At 65.0% G+C, this 20,913-nt stretch carries 17 protein-coding genes; 8 read left to right on the plus strand and 9 right to left on the minus strand.

Annotation, left to right across the window (positions count from 1 at the left end):
- The first annotated feature begins 117 nt into the window (after nt 1-117).
- The 5 genes from AAFN89_RS03265 to AAFN89_RS03285 are packed head-to-tail and all read left to right on the plus strand — an operon-like array spanning nt 118 to nt 4,355.
- Entirely contained in the window at nt 118-960 is an 843-nt protein-coding gene (locus tag AAFN89_RS03265) for a branched-chain amino acid aminotransferase (RefSeq protein WP_347535854.1), read from the plus strand.
- A gap of 27 nt (nt 961-987) precedes the next feature.
- Nucleotides 988-1,680 (plus strand): FkbM family methyltransferase, encoded by a 693-nt coding sequence (locus tag AAFN89_RS03270; protein ID WP_347535856.1) that lies wholly within the window; start codon nt 988-990, stop codon nt 1,678-1,680.
- Nucleotides 1,677-2,576 (plus strand): DMT family transporter, encoded by a 900-nt coding sequence (locus AAFN89_RS03275; protein ID WP_347535858.1) that lies wholly within the window; start codon nt 1,677-1,679, stop codon nt 2,574-2,576. Before AAFN89_RS03270 ends, AAFN89_RS03275 begins: the two co-directional genes overlap by 4 nt.
- Nucleotides 2,573-3,529, plus strand: a complete 957-nt coding sequence (locus tag AAFN89_RS03280) for a heparan-alpha-glucosaminide N-acetyltransferase (RefSeq protein WP_347535860.1) — start codon at nt 2,573-2,575, stop codon at nt 3,527-3,529. The genes AAFN89_RS03275 and AAFN89_RS03280 overlap by 4 nt, the downstream gene beginning before the upstream one ends.
- Before the next feature lie 46 nt (nt 3,530-3,575).
- Entirely contained in the window at nt 3,576-4,355 is a 780-nt protein-coding gene (locus tag AAFN89_RS03285; protein ID WP_347535861.1) for a BglII/BstYI family type II restriction endonuclease, read from the plus strand.
- A gap of 12 nt (nt 4,356-4,367) precedes the next feature.
- On the opposite strand, the gene AAFN89_RS03290 is transcribed toward AAFN89_RS03285, so the two are convergent.
- Nucleotides 4,368-5,009, minus strand: a complete 642-nt coding sequence (locus AAFN89_RS03290) for an MT-A70 family methyltransferase (RefSeq protein ID WP_347535863.1) — start codon at nt 5,007-5,009, stop codon at nt 4,368-4,370.
- 166 nt (nt 5,010-5,175) lie between these two features.
- Nucleotides 5,176-6,915 carry an EAL domain-containing protein gene (locus AAFN89_RS03295; protein ID WP_347535865.1) on the minus strand — a complete coding sequence of 580 codons (1,740 nt, stop codon included), beginning with the start codon at nt 6,913-6,915 and terminating at the stop codon, nt 5,176-5,178.
- A 207-nt stretch (nt 6,916-7,122) separates the two neighbouring features.
- On the opposite strand from AAFN89_RS03295, the gene AAFN89_RS03300 reads away from it, so the two are divergent.
- Nucleotides 7,123-7,956, plus strand: coding sequence for a hypothetical protein (locus AAFN89_RS03300; RefSeq protein WP_347535868.1), 834 nt, complete (start codon nt 7,123-7,125; stop codon nt 7,954-7,956).
- Nucleotides 7,957-7,978: 22 nt separating this feature from the next.
- Here AAFN89_RS03300 and bfr read toward each other — a convergent pair whose 3' ends face one another.
- From bfr to AAFN89_RS03330, 6 genes are all read right to left on the minus strand, one after another.
- Nucleotides 7,979-8,455, minus strand: coding sequence for a bacterioferritin (gene bfr, locus AAFN89_RS03305; protein WP_347535870.1), 477 nt, complete (start codon nt 8,453-8,455; stop codon nt 7,979-7,981).
- 103 nt (nt 8,456-8,558) lie between these two features.
- Nucleotides 8,559-10,682 carry a 4-alpha-glucanotransferase gene (malQ, locus tag AAFN89_RS03310; protein WP_347535872.1) on the minus strand — a complete coding sequence of 708 codons (2,124 nt, stop codon included), beginning with the start codon at nt 10,680-10,682 and terminating at the stop codon, nt 8,559-8,561.
- Complete coding sequence (gene glgX / locus AAFN89_RS03315; protein ID WP_347535874.1) at nt 10,679-12,823, minus strand: glycogen debranching protein GlgX; 2,145 nt, start codon at nt 12,821-12,823, stop codon at nt 10,679-10,681. Before glgX ends, malQ begins: the two co-directional genes overlap by 4 nt.
- Nucleotides 12,824-12,858: 35 nt before the next feature.
- On the minus strand, nt 12,859-15,105 hold the full coding sequence (glgB, locus tag AAFN89_RS03320; RefSeq protein WP_347535876.1) for a 1,4-alpha-glucan branching protein GlgB: 2,247 nt from the start codon (nt 15,103-15,105) through the stop codon (nt 12,859-12,861).
- 25 nt (nt 15,106-15,130) lie between these two features.
- A complete protein-coding gene (gene treS / locus AAFN89_RS03325; protein ID WP_347535878.1) occupies nt 15,131-18,463 on the minus strand; it encodes a maltose alpha-D-glucosyltransferase in 3,333 nt (1,110 codons plus the stop codon).
- 123 nt (nt 18,464-18,586) lie between these two features.
- Entirely contained in the window at nt 18,587-18,769 is a 183-nt protein-coding gene (locus tag AAFN89_RS03330) for a hypothetical protein (RefSeq protein ID WP_347535880.1), read from the minus strand.
- Between the two features lie 209 nt (nt 18,770-18,978).
- Here AAFN89_RS03330 and AAFN89_RS03335 point away from each other — a divergent pair, with 209 nt between their 5' ends.
- Nucleotides 18,979-19,716, plus strand: a complete 738-nt coding sequence (locus AAFN89_RS03335; RefSeq protein ID WP_347535881.1) for a PRC-barrel domain-containing protein — start codon at nt 18,979-18,981, stop codon at nt 19,714-19,716.
- A gap of 80 nt (nt 19,717-19,796) precedes the next feature.
- Here AAFN89_RS03335 and AAFN89_RS03340 read toward each other — a convergent pair whose 3' ends face one another.
- Nucleotides 19,797-20,390 carry a LysR family transcriptional regulator gene (locus tag AAFN89_RS03340; protein ID WP_347535883.1) on the minus strand — a complete coding sequence of 198 codons (594 nt, stop codon included), beginning with the start codon at nt 20,388-20,390 and terminating at the stop codon, nt 19,797-19,799.
- Nucleotides 20,391-20,513: 123 nt separating this feature from the next.
- On the opposite strand from AAFN89_RS03340, the gene AAFN89_RS03345 reads away from it, so the two are divergent.
- Nucleotides 20,514-20,897 carry a RidA family protein gene (locus tag AAFN89_RS03345; protein ID WP_347535885.1) on the plus strand — a complete coding sequence of 128 codons (384 nt, stop codon included), beginning with the start codon at nt 20,514-20,516 and terminating at the stop codon, nt 20,895-20,897.
- Nucleotides 20,898-20,913 lie beyond the last annotated feature (16 nt).

Here is a 20,913-nt window from a genome sequence, read left to right on the forward strand (position 1 = left end):
CTGGTTGCCCCCGGCGGAGGGGGCGGGCTATGGTTCCGTCTCAGCATATTGGATGCATCCCCCTGGGCGCGCCGGTTCGGCCGCGCCCGCCAATCCTTCGTGATGGAGAACGGAAGAATGACCGGCAGGTCGCTGACCTATTTCCAGGGTCAATGGTTGGAAGGCAATCCCGGCCTGCTGGGCCCGCGCAGCCATGCGATGTGGCTGTCCTCCGTCGTGTTCGACGGCGCCCGCGCGTTCGAGGGCGTGACCCCGGACCTCGATCTGCACTGCGAACGCGTCATCCGCTCCGCCAAAGAGCTCGGCCTCGGCCCCTGCGTCACGGCGGGAGAGATCCTGACCATGGCGGAACATGGCGTGGCGCAGTTCCCGAAGGATTCGGAGCTTTATATCCGCCCGATGTTCTGGGCGGAGGAGGGCTTCGTCGCTCCCGATCCGGAGACGACCCAATTCGCGCTTTCGGTCTATGAAAGCCCGCTGCCCGATCCGAAGGGCGGGGCCGCCTGCATCTCCGGCCGGCGGCGGCCGGGGCCGGAGGTCGCGCCGACATCGGCCAAGGCCTCCTGCCTCTACCCGCAGTCGGGGCTGGCGCTGAAGGACGCCAGGGAGCGCGGCTTCGACAACGCCATCATGCTGGACATGCTGGGCAATGTGGCGGAGTTCGCGACCTCCAACATCATGATCGCCAAGGAGGGCGTGGTCGCCACTCCCGCCCCCAACGGCACCTTCCTCAACGGCATCACGAGGCAGCGGGTGATCGGCCTCCTGCGCGCCGACGGCGTGACGGTGGAGGAGCGCCGGGTCACGGTGGAGGACGTGCTGACGGCCGACGAGGTGTTCTCGACCGGCAATCATGGCAAGGTCCTGCCCTATGTCCGGGTGGAGGACCGCGACCTCCAGCCCGGCCCGCTCTATACCCGCGCCCGGAAGCTCTATTGGGACTATGCCCATTCGGCGTGACCCTTCCCGTTTGCCGGACGAGCCCAGATGACCACCCCTCCCCCGCCGCTAACGAAGGATTCCCGCAATCTGCTGCGGGTCCTGGAATATCACCGCATCTCGCTCGTCCTCGATGTCGGCGCGAATGTCGGCCAGTACGCCTCTCGGCTGCGCCAGGGCGGCTATCAAGGCCGGATCGTCAGCTTCGAGCCGCTGGCCGGCGCGCACGCCGATCTCCTGCGCCTGACGGAGGACGATCCTGCCTGGACGATAGCGCCGAGGGCTGCCGTCGGGGCGGCGGAGTCGCCGATAAGCCTCCATGTGTCGGCCGAAACCGACATGTCCTCCGCGCTCGACTTCACGGCGGAGATGGCGGACCTGCTGGACAGCTCCGCCTTCGTGGCGGAGGAGACGGTCCCCCAGGTGCGGCTCGACCGGGTCTTCGGCGATCATGCGGGGCTGGAGGACCGCGTTCTGCTGAAGATCGACACGCAGGGCTATGAGCGGCCGGTGCTGGACGGCGCGTCGGGGGTGCTGGACCGTATCCACGCCATCCAGCTGGAGCTATCGATCATCGAGGTCTATGCCGGAGAGCCTTCCTATCTCGACATGATCGCCCATCTGGACGCGCTGGGCTTCGCGCCGATCCTGTTCCTACCCGGCTATTTCAACCGGCGCACGGCGCGGTTGATGCAGATGGACGGGGTGTTCGTCCGCAAGGGCGCGGAAGGCGGTTCGTGATCGCCGCCGCCGATTCCGGCGCATCGGATGTCCGGCGCGGCATCCTTTGGGTGCTGGCGGCGATGATGCTGTTCGTCAGCCTGGACACGACGGCGAAATACCTCTCCCAGACCCTGCCGGTGCCGCAGGTGGTCTGGGCCCGCTACACCGCGCACGCGCTGATCCTGGTCGTCCTCTTCGCCCCGCGCCTGCCGCGGCTGCTGAAGACCCAGCGGCTGGGCCTCCAGCTCGTCCGCTCCTTCATGCTGCTGTCGACGACGCTGCTGTTCTTCCTCGGCCTGTCGCAGGTGCCGCTCGCCAGCGCGTCTTCGATCATGTTCCTGACGCCGATCATCGTGACGGCGCTTTCGGTGCCGCTGCTGAAGGAGCAGGTGGGCCCGCGCCGATGGGCGGGCGTGCTGGTCGGCTTCATGGGCGCGATGATCGTCATCCGGCCGGGCGCGGACGTGCTGCATTCCGCCTCCATGCTGATCTTCGCGGCGACCTTCTTCAACGCGCTCTTCCACATCACGACCCGCATCCTCGGCCGGACGGAGGATGCGCTGACGACGCTGATCTACACCGCCGCGCTGGGGTCGCTGCTCTCCTCCCTCTGGGTTCCGTTCTTCTGGGCCTGGCCGTCGGTTGAGGAATGGGCGCTGATCGGGCTGCTCGGCATCTTCGGGGCGGCCAGCCAGTACGCGCTCATCAAGGCGTTCGAGGCGGCGGCCCCGGTCGTCATCGCCCCGTTCAACTACACCACGCTGATCTGGGCGACGTTCTACGGCTACGTCCTGTTCGGCGACCTGCCGGACCGGTGGACCCTGCTGGGCGCGGCGATCATCGTCGCCAGCGGCCTCTACATCTTCTATCGCGAACGGGTGCGCCGGTCGCCACCGCCCAGACCGGTCCCGTGACCGGCAGCCGGCCCGCCACGACCGCGCGGTTCGAAGCCGTCGACGTGGCGCGCGGCGTCGCGCTGGTCGCCATGGCGATCTACCATTTCGCCTGGGACCTCTCCTTCTATGGGCTGATCGCGACGGACATAGGCGGCCATCCCGGCTGGGCCGCCTTCGCCCGCGCCATCGCCGGATCGTTCCTGGCGCTGGTCGGGGTAAGCCTGGTGCTGGCCCTGCGCGGCGGCTTCCGGGCGAAACCGTTCCTGCGCCGGCTGGCCATGGTCGGCGGCGCGGCGCTGGCGATCACGATCGTCACCTGGTTCGCCTTCCCTCGGGACTTCATCTGGTTCGGCATCCTGCACTGCATCGCCGTCTCCAGCGTGCTGGGGTTGGCGTTCCACCGGCTGCCCGCCTGGACGCTGGCCGTGCTGGCGGCGTTGGCGCTGGCCGCGCCATCCTTCCTCGCCGCGCCGGTCTTCGACGCGCCGGCGCTGCGCTGGATCGGCCTCATGACCTATTTCCCGCGCACCAACGATTACGTGCCGCTGCTGCCCTGGTTCGGCATGGTGCTGATCGGCATGGCGGCGGCCAAGGCGGCGCTGAACTCCGGGATTTCGGAACGCCTCGCCCGCTGGAAGGTCGATAGCCGGGCTGCCGGCATCCTCCGCTGGATGGGGCGGCACAGCCTTATCTTCTATCTGGTCCACCAGCCGGCGCTGCTGGGGGCGCTCTTCCTGGTCACGCTCATCCCCGGAATCGGCGGCCGGGCGGAGGAGACGGCGTTCCTGCGCCAATGCGAGGCAAGCTGCGCGGCGACCGGATCGACGGCGGAAATCTGCACCGCCTATTGCGGCTGCATCGCGGAGGAAAGCCGCGACACCGACCTCTGGACCCCACTGACCTCCGGTGAACTGACCGCGGACCAATCCGCCCGGCTCAACGACCTGGCCGGCCTCTGCGCGGCGCGGTGACTACAGCTTTCTTTGACGCGGGGACTTCTTCCCGCTATTCGGGAAGATGATGAAGCTGACCCCTCACCATGCGATCGACTCGCTTCGAGACCTGGGTTTTCAGATAGAATTCCAGTCTCATGCACAAGCCATCCTGACGGTGGACTTTCCCGAGGCGCTGATCGAACTCGCCGAGATACTCGCCGACATTTCGATCCCGATCGAGGAGATAATCGGATCGGGCGGCGGCGAAACCAAAGGCACCCAGCGGTTGCGCCGCAGCTTGGCCGCCAAGGGGTGGCCCAAAAGAAGCTTTGAACTCACCAAGACGATCAACGGCATCCCTCGTGAATCGATCAGCCATGAGGTCGATCACGTCAGGCAGTTTCCAGACAATCAGCTCATCGCGCTGGAAATCGAATGGAACAACAAGGACCCCTTTTTCGACAGGGATCTGGAGAACTTCAAGCGACTCCACGCTGAAGGCGCTATATCCGTCGGCATCATCATCACACGCGGATCATCGCTTCAGGACGGCTTGAAGGCCTTGGTGAGAAAATTCGCCGACGATCGCAATATTCTGGGCTTTGAGGATCTTGCATCCATCGGCTTGTCACCAACGGCGCGCCAGCAGAGCGAAATCACCCGGCGTTTCACGCAAACGAAGAACCCGATGACTTTCAGGGAAGCATGGGTCAGCCATTTCGTTGCCGACAAATACGGGGCCGCCACAACACACTGGCGGAAGCTGGAGGATCGGATCAGGCGCGGCGTCGGGAATCCTTGCCCGCTGCTGCTGATTGGAATTCCGGCAAATGTGGTGGCGATGGAGCCCGCATCCGATTGAAAATCGCGGCCGCTATTCCGCCGCCAGCAATCGATGAGCTTGGGAATGGTGGGAGTAGGTCTTCCAAGTTGGCTGATAGTTCTCGTCGGCCTGATTTCCCCACATCGCCCAACCCGGCCGTGTGCCGCGCGCGAAAAGTTCCAGATAAGGGCCGGGGGAGCAGGATTCGATGATGTCGTATTGCTCGTCGGGCTTTCTACTGTGCTCCCGCTTGCGCGTGCCGAAAAGATTGACCTGCCGCCGACCGGCTTCCCGTGTCCGGGCGTTCTTGCCGCGAACCCCGAACAGGATCAGTTCGGTCACATTCCGGAAATAAAAGCCCACGCCCCTGCCATCGCTTCCGCCGTCTTTGCGGATCTTATGCCAGACGATATTGGATTTGTAAGAGAAGCCCCAAGCGCTCATCACCTGTAGCCCCTCCGGAAGAAGGGCATTCGGCACCCATAGGTAGAGATGGGCCGTATCCTCCGCCGCGGTATCGACTGGCAGATCCATAATCTCCGGCAAGGTCATGGTGCTGTAGCGATTCAACCGACGATGTTCCGGCGCCATCTTTCCAGTTCGGTTCTGGAACTGCCATGGCGGGTCAGCGAGGATGGTCGAGAATTTGGCGTCGCCGGTAAAGGCGCGAAATTCCGCCGAAGCTTCGCTCATCCGCTTATTCCCGTTCGTTCATGTTTTGTACTATAAGACCATAGGCCGAACGGCGATGTAAAGCTGAAGAATCCGCCGGTGCCCATCGTCCCCCGAATCATCTATCGGAGGGTCCGCGAAACATGGATCCGGCACAAGGGTAAAGCGGAAGAGTTGCCAGGGTTTCCTAATTGATCGCCCGGGAAACCAGGCCCGCCGCCAGGGCGTGGCGTTCGCCGCCGGCCAGGATCCGGGATTTCGGGGTCATGACCTGCCAGGGGCGGTCGAGGCTGGGCTTGGCGAAATGGTAGCCCTGCAGGAAGTCGACCCCTTCCTCCACCAGGACCTTCGCGTCTTCCTCCGTCTCCACGCATTCGGCGACGGTGCGGAGGCCGAATCCCTTGGCGAGGCCGACCAGCGTCCGCACGAACAGACGGTTGTCCATGTTGGTCGAGATGTCGCGGATGAAGGAGCCGTCGATCTTCACCACATCGACGGTCAGCGCCTTCAGATGGCGGAAGGAGGTGTAGCCGGCCCCGAAATCATCCAGCGCGACCTGACAGCCCAGCTCGCGCACCGTCTGCACGAAGCGGGCGGATTCCTCGATGTCCTGGATGGCCGCCGTCTCCGTGATCTCCACCATCAGGCGCGAGGCGACATCCGGCCGGTCGCTGAGCAGCGTCACCAGCCGGCGGAGCCAGCCATGGTCGGACGCCGTAATGCCCGAAATGTTCAGCGCCAGGCGCACCTGGTCGTTGGCCATAAGCTCGTCGACCGCCAGTTCCAGCACGCGCCGGTCCATGATGCGCGCCAGCCCCAGCCGCTCGACCACCGGCACGAAGATTCCGGCCGGCACGATGTCGCCGTTCGTCGACCGCATGCGCAGCAGGCATTCGTAGAATTCGGTGCCGAAGCCCTGAGGTTCGACCACCGGCTGGAAGGCAAACATCAGGCGGTGATCCTTCAGCGCCTCCTTGACCTGCTCCCCGATCGCCATGCTGCGGCGATGGTCGTTCCGCTGGTCCTCGGTCAACTGATAGGCCATGAAGCAATCGCGGCCTTGGCGCTTGGCCGTCTGGAGGGCGGTTTCCGCCCGCGTCATCGCCTCATAATCGTTCTGGACCAGCGTCGGGAAATCCACGCCGCCGATCGATACGCTGATATGGATCGGGCCGGAGGGCGTGTGGATCGGGTGGTCGCGGAAGACCTTCAGGATCTTGTCGGCGACCGTCGTCATCTCCGCTTCGGGGCAGTGGCTCAGCACCAGGCCGAACATGTCGCCGCCGACCCGCCCCATCACGTCGCTGCCGCGGATGATCCGTTCCAGCCGCTGGCCGGTCGCGACGATCACCGCGTCGGCGGTCAGATAGCCATAGGCGTCGTTGATCAGCGCCAGCTTGTCGATGCCGACGCAGAAATAGGCGCCGGGAATGCCGTAGCGCTGGCTGTGGACCAGCGCCTGGTTGAGCGATTCGCGTAAGCGCGCCCGGTTGAAATGGCCGGTCAACTCGTCGAAATGAGCCAGATGCTCCAGCCGCGCCTCATGCTGCTTGCGCCGGTTGATCGGGCGCAGCACGCCGCGCAGCCGGACCGGCTCTCCGCTTTCGGAGAATTCGGCCTGTCCGCGATCATGGACCCAGCAGAAGCCGCCGAACGCCTGCCGCACACGATATTCGCAATCATAGGCATCGCGGGTCAGGTAATGGTCGGACAGGTTCTTCAGGCGATAGGGCAGGTCTTCGGGATTGATGCGGCCGTTAAAGGCCTCCCCACGCGCAAAGGGAGCGAAGCTCTCGGTCTCGAAAACTTCCCTCGACGGCCCCGTCCACCGGATCTCGTCGGTCTTCAGGTCCCAGTCATATCCGATATCGCCTGCCGCCATCATGGCGGCCGCGATCATCGCACCGTCATCGCTCTCTGTGGTCATATCGATCCCGGCCAATTCGCTACTTGCGACACGGACGCGGCCTTACCCATCCCACGACCGAGGTCGAACATTACCGACGCGATTCTTAAAGAGTCTTAAACTTTAGAGATTTCCGATATCGGGCGCGACGAGACAACGGCGCGGAATCTATGCAGAGGCCATTATTCATGGCATTTATCTCTTTTGGGTTGAAGTTGGATCGCCACCATGAACCTGGAAGAATATATCGAGAAAATTCTTTCGGACGCGTACAAGCGTGAAGGGGATCAAGAAGAGAACGTTCAAAGATCTCTGCCGTTCTTCGCGGCCTCTCTCGCAGTCATCGCCGCTATCCTGGGAGTAGTCGCACGAAATTTTCCCAAGCCGTCCTGGAATTTCTACCCATGGACGTTGTATCTCCTGGTCGGGTTAATATTCATTTCGGTTTGCATAATATTCTACCATCTCTGGCAGGCGGTGAAGCCTCGTCCCTTTACGCATATAATGAAGGAAGACGCGCTTGTTTCATTCGCGCGGGAAACCCGATCGGCGCTCGCCAGTCAACGCATCGCATCATGGAATGTTGACTCCAGAGCGATAGCGCATGTCAGAAACGCGCTTATTGACCAATATGCAACTGCGACGGTCGCTTCCCGGGAAATCAACGTCGCGCGCATCCACGCCCGAGGACGGGCCTTGAGATTCCTGATACTGGCGCTGCTCTTCTCGTTCCTGCTGATAGCGCATATATTTATCATGTCCTTGACGGATGCGGCACCAGCCGCGTCTGGAGATATGGAGGAAGCCAATGTCTCAGACCAACGCTCCCAAGAAGGAGCCAGCGGCGGAAGTAACGATGCCCCCCCCGCCGCCGATGCAGGTGGTGACGGACGGCATCTGGAAGGACACAGTAACCTTCCTGACGACCGAGGAAGCGAAGGCCGAGCTTCTCAAATCATGACGCTGGAGGCGGACGAACGTCCGCCAGTGCCGGTACTGGAGCCTTCTGAACCGGGACTTCCGGCTCCACCGCCTCCGCAAACCATACCTAAATCGCGATAGCGGCCGCCTTCGTCCCCGCCGCTCAATCGTCGGCGAACATCTGTTCCTGGATGTAGTTCTGCACGCCGACCATCCCGATCAGGCCAAGCTGGGCTTCCAGCCAGTCGATATGTTCCTCGGTCTCCTCCAGGATCTTCGCCAGTATGTCGCGGGAGGTGAAGTCGTGAGCCTTCTCGCAGGCCGGAATGGCCTCCTTGAGGTCCTTCTGGTTCTTCGTCTCCACCCCCAGATCGGAGGTCAGCATCTCCTGGACCTCTTCGCCGATATTGATCTTGTGGAGGTCCTGAAGGTTGGGCAGCCCTTCGATCATCACGATCCGCTCGATCAGCATGTCGGCATGCTTCATCTCGCCGATCGACTCGTCATAGACATGCTTGCCCAGCCGCAGGATGCCCCAGTTCTGCAGCATCCGCGCATGGACGAAATACTGGTTTATCGCCGTCAGCTCGTTGGTCAGGATCGTGTTAAGATGCTTGATGACCTGCTTGTCGCCCTTCATGGCCCTCTCCCTGTTCTCGAAAGCTCCCGACTCTACGCTCGCGGCGACAAATGAAAAGACGAAAAATATAATTATTTCAAACGAATGGCTCTGATTTTCATTCTCAATTCCCGTCCCTTGGCCGTTCACTGCGCATCATGTCATAGAGGGCGGCGGCGTCGGGGCGGCTGAAGGCCTCGGCGACCGTCGCCGGCAGCCGGCGACGCCAGTTGGGATGGCCCGTCACAGTGCCCGGAAGGTTCGGCTGTTCGGCTTCGCCCAGCGCATCCTCCAGCGTCACCATCATCAGCCGGCAGGGCGACCGGGCGAGGAAGCGGTGGATGGCGATGGAGAGATCGAGGTCGAATGGCTGGCCTTCGCTGTCGGTCGGCGGATCGGCCGGCCAGAGTCCGGCATCGATCAGCGCGTCGATCAGCCGGCGGCGGTCGAGCGCGCGGAGTTCCCGGTCGGCCTGGGCGGCCGCCTCGTCCGGATAAAGGCCCAGCCTGCCTCGCCAGGCAATGTCCCCGCCGGTCCAGAAGCCGGCCAGCGTCGGCAGATCGTGGGTGCCCGCCGTGACCAGCGCGTCCGGCGGATAGTCCGCGGCCCGCCGGAACAGCCCGTCCCCCACCCGCTCGAACGGCAGGACCTTGTAGGATTGCACGCCCGCATCGGCCATCTGGTCCCGGAATCCTTCCGGCACGGTGCCCAGATCCTCCCCGATCACGACGCAGCGATGCCGACGGCTCTCCAGCGCCAGCACCCGCAGCATCGCGTCGAGCGGATAGATCACATAGGCGCCCTCGGCGGCGGGCCTGCCCTCGGGTATCCAGAACAGGCGCTGGAGCCCCATCGCATGGTCGATGCGCAGCGCGCCGGCATGACGCATGTTCGCGCGCAGGGCGGCGATGAAGGGGGCGAAGGCCTGGGCCGACAGCGCCATGGGGTTGAGCGGAGCCAGGCCCCAATCCTGACCCGCACGGCTGAACGGGTCGGGCGGCGCGCCGATGGCGACGCCACGGCAGATTCCCGCCGGGTTCGCCCAGGCGCTGGCGCTGGCCGCGCCGGCCCCGATCGCCAGATCGCGATAGAGCCCCAGCCGAAGGCCGCCTTCCCGTCCGGCGGCGGCGGCGGCGGCCAGTTGCGCATCGGCCAACCATTCGGCGAACAGATGGAATTCCACCTCTTCCCCATGGTCGCGCGCAAACGCCTCCACGGCCTCCGATCCGGGATCGTGGCAGGGTTCGGGCCAGGTCCACCAGGCGAACCGTGCGAGATCGTCGCCGGCGAAATGTTCCTGCAACGCCATGAAGATCGCGAAGCGGCGGAGCGGTTGCCCCCCGGCGGCGACAAAATCCTCGAATGCCCGCCGCCGGTCGGGAGAGGCGTCGGACCGAAACCGCTCGTGGAGCCGCCGCAAAGCCGGAATCACGCGCCGGGCGACGGCCGAATAGTCGATCAGGTCACCGCCTTCCGCCGACGGTTGCGTTTCCTCGAACTCCGGAACCGCCGTCGGATCGATGGCGAGGATGTTGAGGAAATCCCGGCTGGACGGGGAATAGGGGCTCGCCTGCTCCGGATCGACCGGAAAGAGGGCGTGGAGCGGGTTGATCCCGACGAGGTCCGCGCCCGCCTGCCCCGCGCGGGCGGCAAGATCGGCGAGCACGCTCAGATTGCCGATGCCCCAATCCTTCTCCGCCCGCAGCGCATAGATCTGCGCGGAGACGCCCCACATCCGCGCGCCCGGCGCGGAATCCTCCGGCGTCCAGCAGCGGGAGGGCGCGACGATCACGCGGGATCGGGCCGACACCTCGCCGGAGGCAATCTCCAGATCGTGATACCCCTCCGGAAGCTCCGGCAGCCGCAACAGCCTCTGGCCGTGCGCACCGTCATGAAGCTCTCTGCACTCCACCACCGGCGGCGCACTCTCCCCTGCCTGCACCCGGCCATCCTCCATCCGGATCGTCCAGCGGATCGGCGTTCCGCTGCCGCCGGGCAGAGTCACCGGAATGTCGAAGGGCTGCTTCTCCGACGGCACGATCACCACGGGGGGCAGCGGCAGACGCCATGGCCCTTCCGCCAGACGATCCAGGCTGGACCGCTGCTCGTCCGCAGTCTCCGCCGGCAGCCCCATCGCGACCAGCAGGGCCTTCTTCGTCTCGTCGGGGACCGCGACGGGCTTGCCCCATATGTCGTGATAATCGATGACGATGCCTGCCCGCTCGGCCAGAAGGTCGAGGATGGTCACGCCGCCGGCTCCCGCATCAGGGCGAACAGGATCAGGGATTGCGGCGGCACGGGATGGGCCGCGCCCGGATCGGCCGTCTCCTCGCCCTCCTTCAGTTCCGGCCGGGCGGTGTCGAGCAGGCAGGACCAGCCCTTCCCGCCCTCCGGCGCCGGCAGGGAGAAATCCATCTCCTCGTCATGGGCGTTCAGGATCAGCAGCAGCACGTCATCCTTCAGCGGCCTGCCATCCTCCCCGATGAAATCGCCCGCGTCGCCGGCCAGGACCAGCCCGATGCAGCGGGCGAAATGATCCTTCCATTGCTCCTCCGTCTTCGGTTGGCCGTCCGGCGTGATCCAGAGGATATCCTTCATGCCCGACGGCGATTCCACCTGGCCGTGCAGGAAGCGCGGGCGGCGGAAGACGGGATGGGCCCGGCGCAGGGCGATCACCCGCCGGGTGAAGTCGTGCAGCGCCCGGTCCTCCGGATCGTCGCTCTCCCAATCCAGCCAACTCAACGGATTGTCCTGACAGTAGGCGTTGTTGTTGCCCTGCTGGGTCCGCCCCCGCTCGTCGCCGGCGCAGATCATCGGCGTGCCCTGGGAAAGAAGCACCGTCGCCAGCATGTTGCGCTGCTGCCGGGCGCGGATCTCCCTGATCTCCGGATCGTCGGTCGGCCCTTCCGCGCCGTAATTGGCGCTGTTGTTGTCGTCGTGACCGTCCTGCCCGTCCTCGCCGTTCGCCTCATTGTGCTTCTGTTCGTACCGGACCAGGTCGGCCAGGGTGAAGCCGTCATGGCAGGCGACGAAGTTGATGCTGGCGTAGGGCTTCCGGCCGTTATGCTCGAACAGGTCCGACGATCCGGTCAGCCGGGCCGCGAGGTCCGGCAGCATGCCGTGGTCGCCCTTCCAGAAGCGCCTTATGGTGTCGCGGTAGCGGTCGTTCCATTCCGCCCAGCCGGCCGGGTAGTTGCCGACCTGGTAGCCGCCGGGGCCGATGTCCCAGGGTTCCGCGATCAGCTTGACGCGGCTTAGCACCGGGTCCTGCCGGACGCTGTCGAAGAAGCCGCTTCCGGGGTCGAACCCCGTCGGCTCCCGCCCCAGCGTGCTGGCGAGGTCGAACCGGAAGCCGTCGACATGCATCTCCGTCACCCAATAGCGCAGGCTGTCGGTGACCATCTGCAACACGCGCGGATGGCTGAGGTTCAGCGCGTTGCCCGTGCCGGTATGGTTGATGTAGAAGCGCGGCTCGTCGGCCTTCAGCACGTAGTAGGAGGCGTTGTCGATCCCCCGGAAGCTGAGCGTCGGCCCCAGCTCGCTGCCCTCGCAGGTGTGGTTGTAGACGACGTCCAGCAGCACCTCGATCCCGGAATCGTGGAACCGCTTCACCATCGTCTTGAACTCGGTCAGGTGCGCCTGGCTCATATAGCGGGGCTCAGGCGCGAAGAAGCCCAGTGTGTTGTAGCCCCAATAGTTCTTCAGCCCCTTGTTCAGCAGGAACCGGTCGTCCAGGAAGGCGTGGACCGGCAGGAGTTCGACCGTGGTGACGCCCAGCGCCTTCAGATAGGCCACCGTCTCCGGCTCCCCCAGCCCGGCGAAGGTGCCGCGAAGCGCCTTGGCGACTTCCGGATTGCGGATGGTGAAGCCCCTCACATGGGTTTCGTAGATCACCGTGTCGGACCATGGGACCACCGGCCGCCGGTCGTCGCCCCAGGTGAAGGCCGGTTCCACCACCCTCGCCTTTGGAATGAAGCGGGCATTGTCGCGCCGGTCGAAGGAGAGGTCGGCGCGGCTGGACCCGATCCGGTAGCCCATATGCGCGTCGGTCCAGCGGAACTGTCCGTGGAGCGCCCGGGCGTAAGGGTCGAGCAGCAGCTTGTTGGGGTTGAACCGGTGCCCCTTCGTCGGCTCGTAGGGTCCGTGGACCCGATAGCCATAGAGCATGTTGGGCCGGCCGTCGGGCAGGTAGCCGTGCCAGACGCCGTCGGTCTGGTCCGGCAGCGTGACCCGCCCGGCTTCCCGATTGCCGGACGCGTCGAACAGGCACAGCTCCACCCTTTCCGCATTGTCGGAGAAGAGGGCGAAGTTGACGCCCCTTCCGTCCCAGCTCGCGCCGAGAGGATAGGGACGGCCGGGCAGGATGTGGGGGGTGTCCGAGGCTGGCATTGGGGGGACCGCCATGATTGGAGTTGGGGGGACGATCAGCCTTCGCTCGGTTGCAACAAGACGACGCCGAGCGGCGGCAGGGTGAGGGAGAGGGAATAGGGCCGGCCCTGGCTGCCGATCTCTTCCGCCGATGCGCCACCGGCATTGCCGATGTCGCCGCCGCCATAGAGCGCGGCGTCGGAATTGAAGATCTCCTGCCAATAGCCGCCCGTCGGCACGCCGATGCGGTAGTTCTGGCGCGGCATCGGCGTGAAGTTGCAGATGACCAGCACCGGCCGCGTTCCTTCCCTGCCCTTGCGCATGAAGGCCAGCACCGAATTCTCGATGTCCTGCGCCTCGATCCAGACGAAGCCGGAGGGATCGCAATCGTTCTGGTGAAGCGCCGGAATATCGCGATAGAGGTGGTTGAGGTCGCGCACCAGCGTCTGGATGCCCTTGTGGAGCGGCTCGTCCAGCAGATGCCAGTCCAGGCTGGAATCATGGTTCCATTCGCGGACTTGCGCGAACTCCCCGCCCATGAACAGCAGCTTCTTGCCCGGATGGGTCCACATGAAGGCGTAGTAGGCCCGCAGATTGGCGAATTTCCGCCATTCGTCGCCCGGCATCTTGCCGATCAGCGACCCCTTGCCATGCACCACCTCGTCATGGCTGAGCGGCAGGATGAAGTTCTCGGAGAAAGCGTAAAGCAGCCCGAAGGTCAGATCGTGGTGATGGTACCGGCGATGGATCGGGTCCTTGGACATGTACTGGAGCGTGTCGTGCATCCAGCCCATGTTCCATTTGAACGCAAAGCCGAGGCCGCCGGCATAGGTCGGCCGGCTGACTCCCGGCCAGGCGGTCGATTCCTCCGCCACGGTGGTCGCGCCGGGGAAGCCCCCGAAGACCTCCTCGTTCATTCGCTTCAGGAAGTCGATCGCGTCCAGATTCTCCCGGCCGCCGAAGCGGTTGGGCACCCATTCGCCTTCCTTGCGGCTGTAGTCGAGATAAAGCATCGACGCCACGGCATCCACGCGCAGCCCGTCCAGATGGTACCTGTCCATCCAGAAGAGCGCGTTGCCCAGCAGGAAGTTCCTGACCTCCGTCCGGCCGAAATTGTAGATCAGCGTGTTCCAGTCCATGTGGAAGCCCTGGCGCGGATCGGCATGCTCGTAGAGAGCCGTGCCGTCGAATTCGCCGAGGCCGTGGATATCCGAGGGGAAATGACCCGGAACCCAGTCCAGCAGCAGGCCGATTCCTTCCTGATGGCACCGCTCGACGAAGGAATGGAATTCGTCGGGCGTGCCGAACCGGCTGGTCGGCGCGAACAGGCCGGTCGGCTGGTATCCCCACGACCCGTCGAAAGGATGCTCGTTGATCGGCATCATCTCGATATGGGTGAAGCCCATCTCCTTCACGTAGGGGATGAGCTGGTCCGCGATCTCGCCATAGGTCAGGAAGCGGTTGCCCTCCTCCGGCACCCGCCGCCACGACCCCAGATGGACCTCGTAGATGGAGATTGGGGCGTCCACGGCGTTGCGTCCCTCGCGGGCCGACATCCAGCCCTCGTCGCGCCACGAAAAATCCAGGGGCGCCGACACGATCGAGGCGGTGTCCGGCCGCATCTCCGACCGGAAGGCGTAGGGGTCGGATTTCAGCGGCGCCAGTTCGCCCTCCGGCGACCGGATCTCGTACTTGTAGTGTGCGCCCACGCCGACGCCCGGCAGGAAGATTTCCCATACCCCCGCCCCGTGCCGCAGCCGCATCGGGTGGACCCGCCCGTCCCAGCCGTTGAAGTCGCCGACCACCGACACCTTGCGGGCGTTGGGCGCCCAGACGGCGAAGGCGACGCCCTCGACCCCCTCATGCCGGATCGGATGCGCGCCCATCCGGTCGAAATTCCGCAGATGGTTGCCTTCGCCCAGCAGGTGGATGTCCAGATCCCCCAGCCACGGGCCGAACCGGTAGGGATCGTCCACGATCCTGGTCCCGTCCGGCCCTTCGATCCGCAGGCGATAGTCGACGGGCCAGGCGTCGCCCTTGACCGCGCCTTCGAAGAAGCCTTCGGGATGGATGCGGTCCAGACTGGCCAGCACCGCCTCGTTGGAGGGGTCGACGGCCTGGATGGAGGACGCACCGGGATCGAAGACGCGGATCGTCGTCCGGCCACGCCCCCCGTCGCCGCGATGGGGTCCGAGGACGGCGAAGGGATCGCCATGGTCGGCCCGGACGATCGCCTCGACCTCAGGCCGCCTCGTCTGGCGTTGCGGCTGGGAATCTTTGGTTTCCTTGGCCTTTCGGGGCATCGGAACCTCTTTCTCTCTGACGTCCTCAGGTTTCGGCGTGGGCATCCAGGATGGCGGCGACGCCGCGCACCGGGATGCCGAGCCAGGTCGGCCTGTTGGCCGCTTCATACCCGATCTCGTAAAGCGCCTTCTCCAGCACCAGCAGGTCCAGAAGCTGATGAGCGACCTTCCGGTTCCCCGGGAAGCTCACGCAACCCTCGGCGGTCTGGATATAGGCGTTGAGGAACGCTTCGGCGGATCGGTCGCGCCAGACCGTCGCCGCCGCCAGCAGCTCGGCCGTCTGATCGACGCTCTCCGCCGCCAGGTCGGCGTAGGAGGCCCAGGCCGCGTAATCGAAGGACCGGATCATGCCGGCGACATCGCGCAGCGGCGTTTTCTTGGCCCGCCGCTCGGCCAGCGACCGGGCGGGTTCGCCTTCGAAATCGACCAGCACGAAATCGGCCTGGTCGACCAGCACCTGCCCCAGATGGAAGTCGCCATGATGGCGGGTCTTCGCGGCGTCCATGGGGGTTCGGGACAGCCGGTCGATCAGCTTCAGGCACTCCGACCGTCGCCGGACAAGCGCCTGGACGTCCGCTTCCACCGTCTCGGGCGGCTCCACGCGGTCCAGCAGCGCGAACGAATCTTCCGCTCTCTTGCGGATGGCCGCCCGAAGATCGGCGCTGTCCTTCTTCGTCCAGGGTTCCGGATCGAAATCCGGATTTCCGGAAGCGGCGGCGAAGGCGCGATGCAGTTCCGCCGTGCGCCGGCCCAGCGTCGCGGCCTGGTGGAAATAGAGCCCGAACCGGGCGCCGATATCATCGTCCTCCCCGCCATCATGCCCGGCGGCGAGGCCGAGGCGCAGATCCTCAAGCTCCCGCCGCAGGTAGGCCAGCGTGAAGGTCCAGCCGTCGCCCTGGTTGCGGATGAATTCCTGCAATACCGCTATCGCCGTCCGTGTGCCGTCGGCCGCGACATGCTCCACCGATCCGTACAGATCCGGGATATTGGGATAGGCCGCGACCTCCGTCAGGAAGCGGCCGATCTCGACTTCCGGATGAACGCCCGGCGACAGCTTCCGCAGCGCCTTCAGCACCATCTTGTCACCCAGCAGGATGGAGGTGTTGGATTGCTCCACCCCCATCCGGCGCACCTCGTCCTCCGGCTCCAGGGCGATGTCGGCGAGGCCGGAGCCCGGGGTGAATTCCAGCCGCCCCTCATGGCCCTTGATCTCCGCGCCCCGCCGGAGCCCGTCCAGGATGGCCTGGGCGAAATCCCCGTCGGCCAGCCCGTCGGCCAGCGCGCCCAGCTTCGGACCCCGACGGATCTTCGCCAGCGTATAGGGCATCAGCGGAGAGGTCGGCATCAGCGCCGCCTCGTCCCAATGCAGCGCGAGCGGCATCAGGTAGCGTTCCGGCTCCGGCCGCCCGGCCAGATCGACCTCCACCAGCGTGGCGACCAGATCGCCGCTCCGCGACGGCAACGGCACGGCGTCGACCACGCGGGCCGACACGATCTTCTCCCCCTTCGCGCCGAACCAGCGCTGATGGGCGAGGAATTCGGGCAGGATTTCCCGGCCGAACTCCTCCGCCGCCCGGCCCGCGATCAGGCCGGCCCAGCCTTCCTTCAGCACCAGCGTGTGGAAGTCCGGCATCGGTTCCGGGATGGATTCGTGCCAGGACGGCAATTGCGCCTCTTCGGTCAGAACGAACCAGTAGAAGCCATAGGCGGGCAGCGTCAGCAGGTAGGTCAGATCTCCAATAGGCGGAAAGGCGCTGCGGCCCAAAAGTTCCACCGGCACCCGCCCCTTGAAGCGCGCGAGGTCCAGCTCCACCGCCTGGGCCTGGCGTGACAGATTGGCGACGCACAGCACCGTCTCGTCCCCGAACTCGCGGAGGTAGGCCAGAACCTTGCGGTTTCCGGGATAGAGGAAGGAGAGCCACCCCCGGCCGAACGCCTTGAACCCCCGCCTCACCTGGATCATCCGGCGCATCCAGTTGTACTGGGAGGAGGCGTTGCGCTGCTGGGCCTCGACATTGACCGTGGCGTAGCCATAGACCGGGTCCATGATCGCCGGCAGGAAGAGGCTGGCCGGATCGGCGCGGGAGAAGCCGCCATTGCGGTCGGGCGACCATTGCATCGGCGTCCGCACCCCGTCGCGATCGCCGACGAAGATATTGTCGCCCATCCCGATCTCATCGCCGTAATAGACGATCGGCGTGCCGGGCATGGAGAACAGCAGGCTGTTCATCAGCTCGATCTTCCGCCGGTCGTTGCCCATCAGCGGCGCCAGCCGCCGGCGGATGCCCAGATTGATCCGGGCCCGGCGATCGGCGGCGTAGAAATCCCACATCCAGTCGCGTTCGCGGTCGGTGACCATCTCCAGCGTCAACTCGTCATGGTTGCGCAGGAAGATCGCCCATTGGCAATTGTCCGGGATCTCCGGCGTCTGGCGCATGATGTCGGTGACCGGATGCCGGTCCTCCTGCGCGATCGCCATGTACATGCGCGGCATCAGCGGGAAGTGGAACGCCATCTGGCATTCGTCGCCCTCCCCGAAATAGGGCAGCGTATCCTCCGGCCACTGGTTGGCCTCGGCCAGGAAGAAGGCGTGCGGGTGGCTTTCGTCCATCGCCGCGCGCAGCTTCTTCAGGATCGCGTGGGTCTCAGGCAGGTTCTCGTTGTTGGTGCCGTCGCGCTCCACCAGGTAGGGGATCGCGTCCAGCCGCAGCCCGTCGACGCCGGTGTCCAGCCAGAACCGCATCGTGTCGATGACGGCCTTCACGACGTTCGGGTTGTCGAAATTGAGATCCGGCTGGTGGCTGAAGAAACGGTGCCAGAAATAGGCGCCGGCGACCGGGTCCCACGTCCAGTTCGAGACCTCGGTGTCGGTGAAGATGATGCGGGTCTCCGGCCATTTCTTGTCGTCGTCCGACCAGACGTAGAAGTTCCGGAAATTCGATCCCGGCTTCGCCCGCCGCGCCCGCTGGAACCAGGGATGCTGGTCGGAGGTATGGTTGATCACCAGCTCGGTGATGACCTTGAGGTCCCGGGCGTGGGCTTCCCTGACGAAGCGCCGGAAATCCTTCATCGTCCCGTAGGACGGGTTGACGCCGCGATAGTCGGCGATGTCGTAGCCGTCGTCGCGCAGGGGCGACGGGTAGAAGGGCAGCAGCCACAGCGCGGTGACGCCGATCTCCTTGCAATAATCCAGCTTCTGGATCAGCCCCTCGAAATCCCCGATGCCGTCATTGTTGGCGTCGAAGAAGGATTTCAGGTGGATCTGATAGACGATGGCGTCCTTGAACCATAAGGGGTCGGCCTCGGACGGCGGGAGGGCGGCAGTGGCGCGGGTGAGGGTGGCTGTCGAATCGTTCATACGTCGCCCGTCGTTCCAGTGGTCTGATCGCAACGCTTGGGAACCAAGCGTTGGAAGCTGAATCACACGAGATCATGGCCGGTCGTTAACCCTAACGCAGAAGGCCGGCACGAGGGACTCAACTCACGACCCCGCCCGGATGCTCCGCCAGATCAGAAAACCCGCGACCGTCATCAGCAGCATGCTGATCGCCACCCCGCCGAAATAGAACGGATCGCGCAGGCCCGCATCGGCCAGCGGAGCAGCGCAGAGACGGTCGACGATCAGCACGGAGAGATGGAGGAGGCCGCCCACGATCAGCAGCATGGCGGCCTGTTTCTTCGACCGCGCCCGATCTTTTCGCGGCTCCGGCCGAAGGCGCGGAAAAGCCGGGCGCGGAGGCTTGGGCGGCGGGGTCATGAGCGGCGGCTCCGGGGCGGACGGCGGAAATCTCAAGGGAACGAGATCGCAACCGATGGTGTTGTTTTAGCACGAGGGGGAGGTTTGAAACCCTTTTTCAGGAGAGGAGAACCCCAATGCGCAAGGAATTAACCGCTTTCGTTTCGGCCATCGCTTTGATGTCGGGCGCGGCGTTCGCGCAGGACACCCAGGATACTTCCGATCCGGCCGCCACGATGCCTGACGCCACCACCGGCGAAGCGCCGGCGGCGGATCCCGCCGCGCCGCCGCCCACGGGCGAGGACGCGACCGGTTCGGACACCGGCACGCAGGCCCAGGACGATACCGGCGCCACCGAGGAATCGGGCGCTACGGAGGAGCCGATGACGGCCCAGGATCCCGCGGCTGAAGACCCGGCGGCGGCCACCGAGGAAGAGCCGATGACGGCTGAGGACCCGGCGGCGGCGACCGAGGAAGGCACGGCCACGGCCGAGGGCGAGGCCGCGATGCCCGAGCCCTCCGGCACCCAGGTCAGCGTCGATGAGATGGTCGGCAAGGAAGTGATGGGCGCCGACGGCGAGCCTCTGGGTGAGGTTTCCGATGTCGTCCTCGATCCGGAAACCAACCAGATCGTGCAGCTGGTGATCGCGTCCGGCGGCTTCCTGGGCATCGGCGCCAAGAATGTCGCGATCGACATCGCAGAAGCCGAGATTCGGCCGGAGGAAGGCATCTTCCTGTCCTCCATCACTCAGGAAGACATCACGCAGATGCCGGAATTCGATGCCGAGGCGGAGACGGAGTCGCTCGACGAGCCTCCCCCGCCGGCCGCCGCCGCCCCGACGGGCGGAACCACGGCCCCGGCCGCTCCGCAGTAACTGGTAACAAGCCTCCGACGCGGCCAACAACGGCGGCCGTGTCCCCTCCGGCCCCGGCGGCACTCCCGCCGGGGCCGTTTTTATGAAGGCTGCTCCAGCAGCGACTTTACCTTCAGGAATTCCCGACATCGGGCCAGTCCCGGCCAGACGATCAGCGTCGCCTCCCGATGCGGGGCGAAAGCATCATGAAGCGTGATCGTCTCCGCATGCATCCCCGGATAAGTCGCGGAAGCCGGGCGCAACAGGGCGTCGATCGCGCCGCTCAGCAGATCGGCCGGATCGTCGGTTCGGCTGACGCGCACATAGTCCGGAATCCGACCTCCATTAGCGACCTTCGCCAGCGTCGCTTCCGGTTCCGTCGCCAGAAAGTCCGAAACGCCGAGCCTTAGCGGCCTAGTCCGAAGGGAGGCGGCGACGGTGTCGCTGATCGCGGAAAGGCGCTCGAAGGCGTCACCGACGACCGGCAGAAGCGTCTCGCCATGTCCGGTGAGAACCAGGCTGCGATGCAGGCGCCTGAACAGCGGCACGCCCAGCGCCTGTTCCAGATGCCGGACCTGCTGGCTGACCGCCCCCGGCGTGACCGAAAGCTCCTCCGCCGCCCTCTTGAAGCTCAAATGCCGACCGGCAGCCTCGAACGCTCTCAGCCCGTTAAGCGGCGGCAATCTGTAGCTCATGAGGTTCGGCCTCCGGTTTCTATCCGTTCAGGATAGATAAACTATTCCAGACAACCAGAAACAATCGTTTGAACGGGTTTCGCGGATGCGGGACTTTCGCCGCTCACTTGCAAGGAAACCGTCATGGAAATGCGCAGTATCAATGCCGAACATGCTCCCAGGCCGACGACCGGCTATTCCCAAGCCATGGAGGTGAGCGCACACAGCCGAACGCTGTTCATCAGCGGCCAGACGCCGACCGATATCGACGGAGACGTTCCCGAGGGCTTCGAGGCGCAGTGCCGGCTCGCCTGGCGGAATGTCGAAGCCCAGCTCGCCGCCGCCGGCATGAGCCTCGACAATCTGGTGATGCATAGGACCTATCTGGCGGATCGGCATTATACGATGGAGAATCGCGCAGTCCGGAACGAGGTGCTGGCTGGCAGGAATCCCGCCCTGACTGTCATCATCGCCGGGATATTCGACGAAGCATGGCTTGTGGAGATCGAAGCCGTCGCGGTCGCATGACCAGGCGATCCGCCTC

The organism is Inquilinus sp. CAU 1745, from assembly GCF_039839375.1.
Lineage (GTDB): Bacteria > Pseudomonadota > Alphaproteobacteria > DSM-16000 > Inquilinaceae > JBDOQU01.

Coding starts and splice junctions, on each gene's coding strand:
- treS (WP_347535878.1), bottom strand. CDS start 18,463: ATGAACGATTCGACAGCCACCCTCACCCGCGCCACTGCCGCCCTCCCG.
- AAFN89_RS03335 (WP_347535881.1), top strand. CDS start 18,979: ATGCGCAAGGAATTAACCGCTTTCGTTTCGGCCATCGCTTTGATGTCG.
- bfr (WP_347535870.1), bottom strand. CDS start 8,455: ATGAAGGGCGACAAGCAGGTCATCAAGCATCTTAACACGATCCTGACC.
- AAFN89_RS03290 (WP_347535863.1), bottom strand. CDS start 5,009: ATGAGCGAAGCTTCGGCGGAATTTCGCGCCTTTACCGGCGACGCCAAA.
- AAFN89_RS03270 (WP_347535856.1), top strand. CDS start 988: ATGACCACCCCTCCCCCGCCGCTAACGAAGGATTCCCGCAATCTGCTG.
- glgB (WP_347535876.1), bottom strand. CDS start 15,105: ATGCCCCGAAAGGCCAAGGAAACCAAAGATTCCCAGCCGCAACGCCAG.
- AAFN89_RS03285 (WP_347535861.1), top strand. CDS start 3,576: ATGATGAAGCTGACCCCTCACCATGCGATCGACTCGCTTCGAGACCTG.
- AAFN89_RS03345 (WP_347535885.1), top strand. CDS start 20,514: ATGGAAATGCGCAGTATCAATGCCGAACATGCTCCCAGGCCGACGACC.
- AAFN89_RS03265 (WP_347535854.1), top strand. CDS start 118: ATGACCGGCAGGTCGCTGACCTATTTCCAGGGTCAATGGTTGGAAGGC.
- AAFN89_RS03295 (WP_347535865.1), bottom strand. CDS start 6,915: ATGACCACAGAGAGCGATGACGGTGCGATGATCGCGGCCGCCATGATG.
- AAFN89_RS03300 (WP_347535868.1), top strand. CDS start 7,123: ATGAACCTGGAAGAATATATCGAGAAAATTCTTTCGGACGCGTACAAG.
- AAFN89_RS03340 (WP_347535883.1), bottom strand. CDS start 20,390: ATGAGCTACAGATTGCCGCCGCTTAACGGGCTGAGAGCGTTCGAGGCT.
- glgX (WP_347535874.1), bottom strand. CDS start 12,823: ATGCCAGCCTCGGACACCCCCCACATCCTGCCCGGCCGTCCCTATCCT.
- AAFN89_RS03330 (WP_347535880.1), bottom strand. CDS start 18,769: ATGCTGCTGATCGTGGGCGGCCTCCTCCATCTCTCCGTGCTGATCGTC.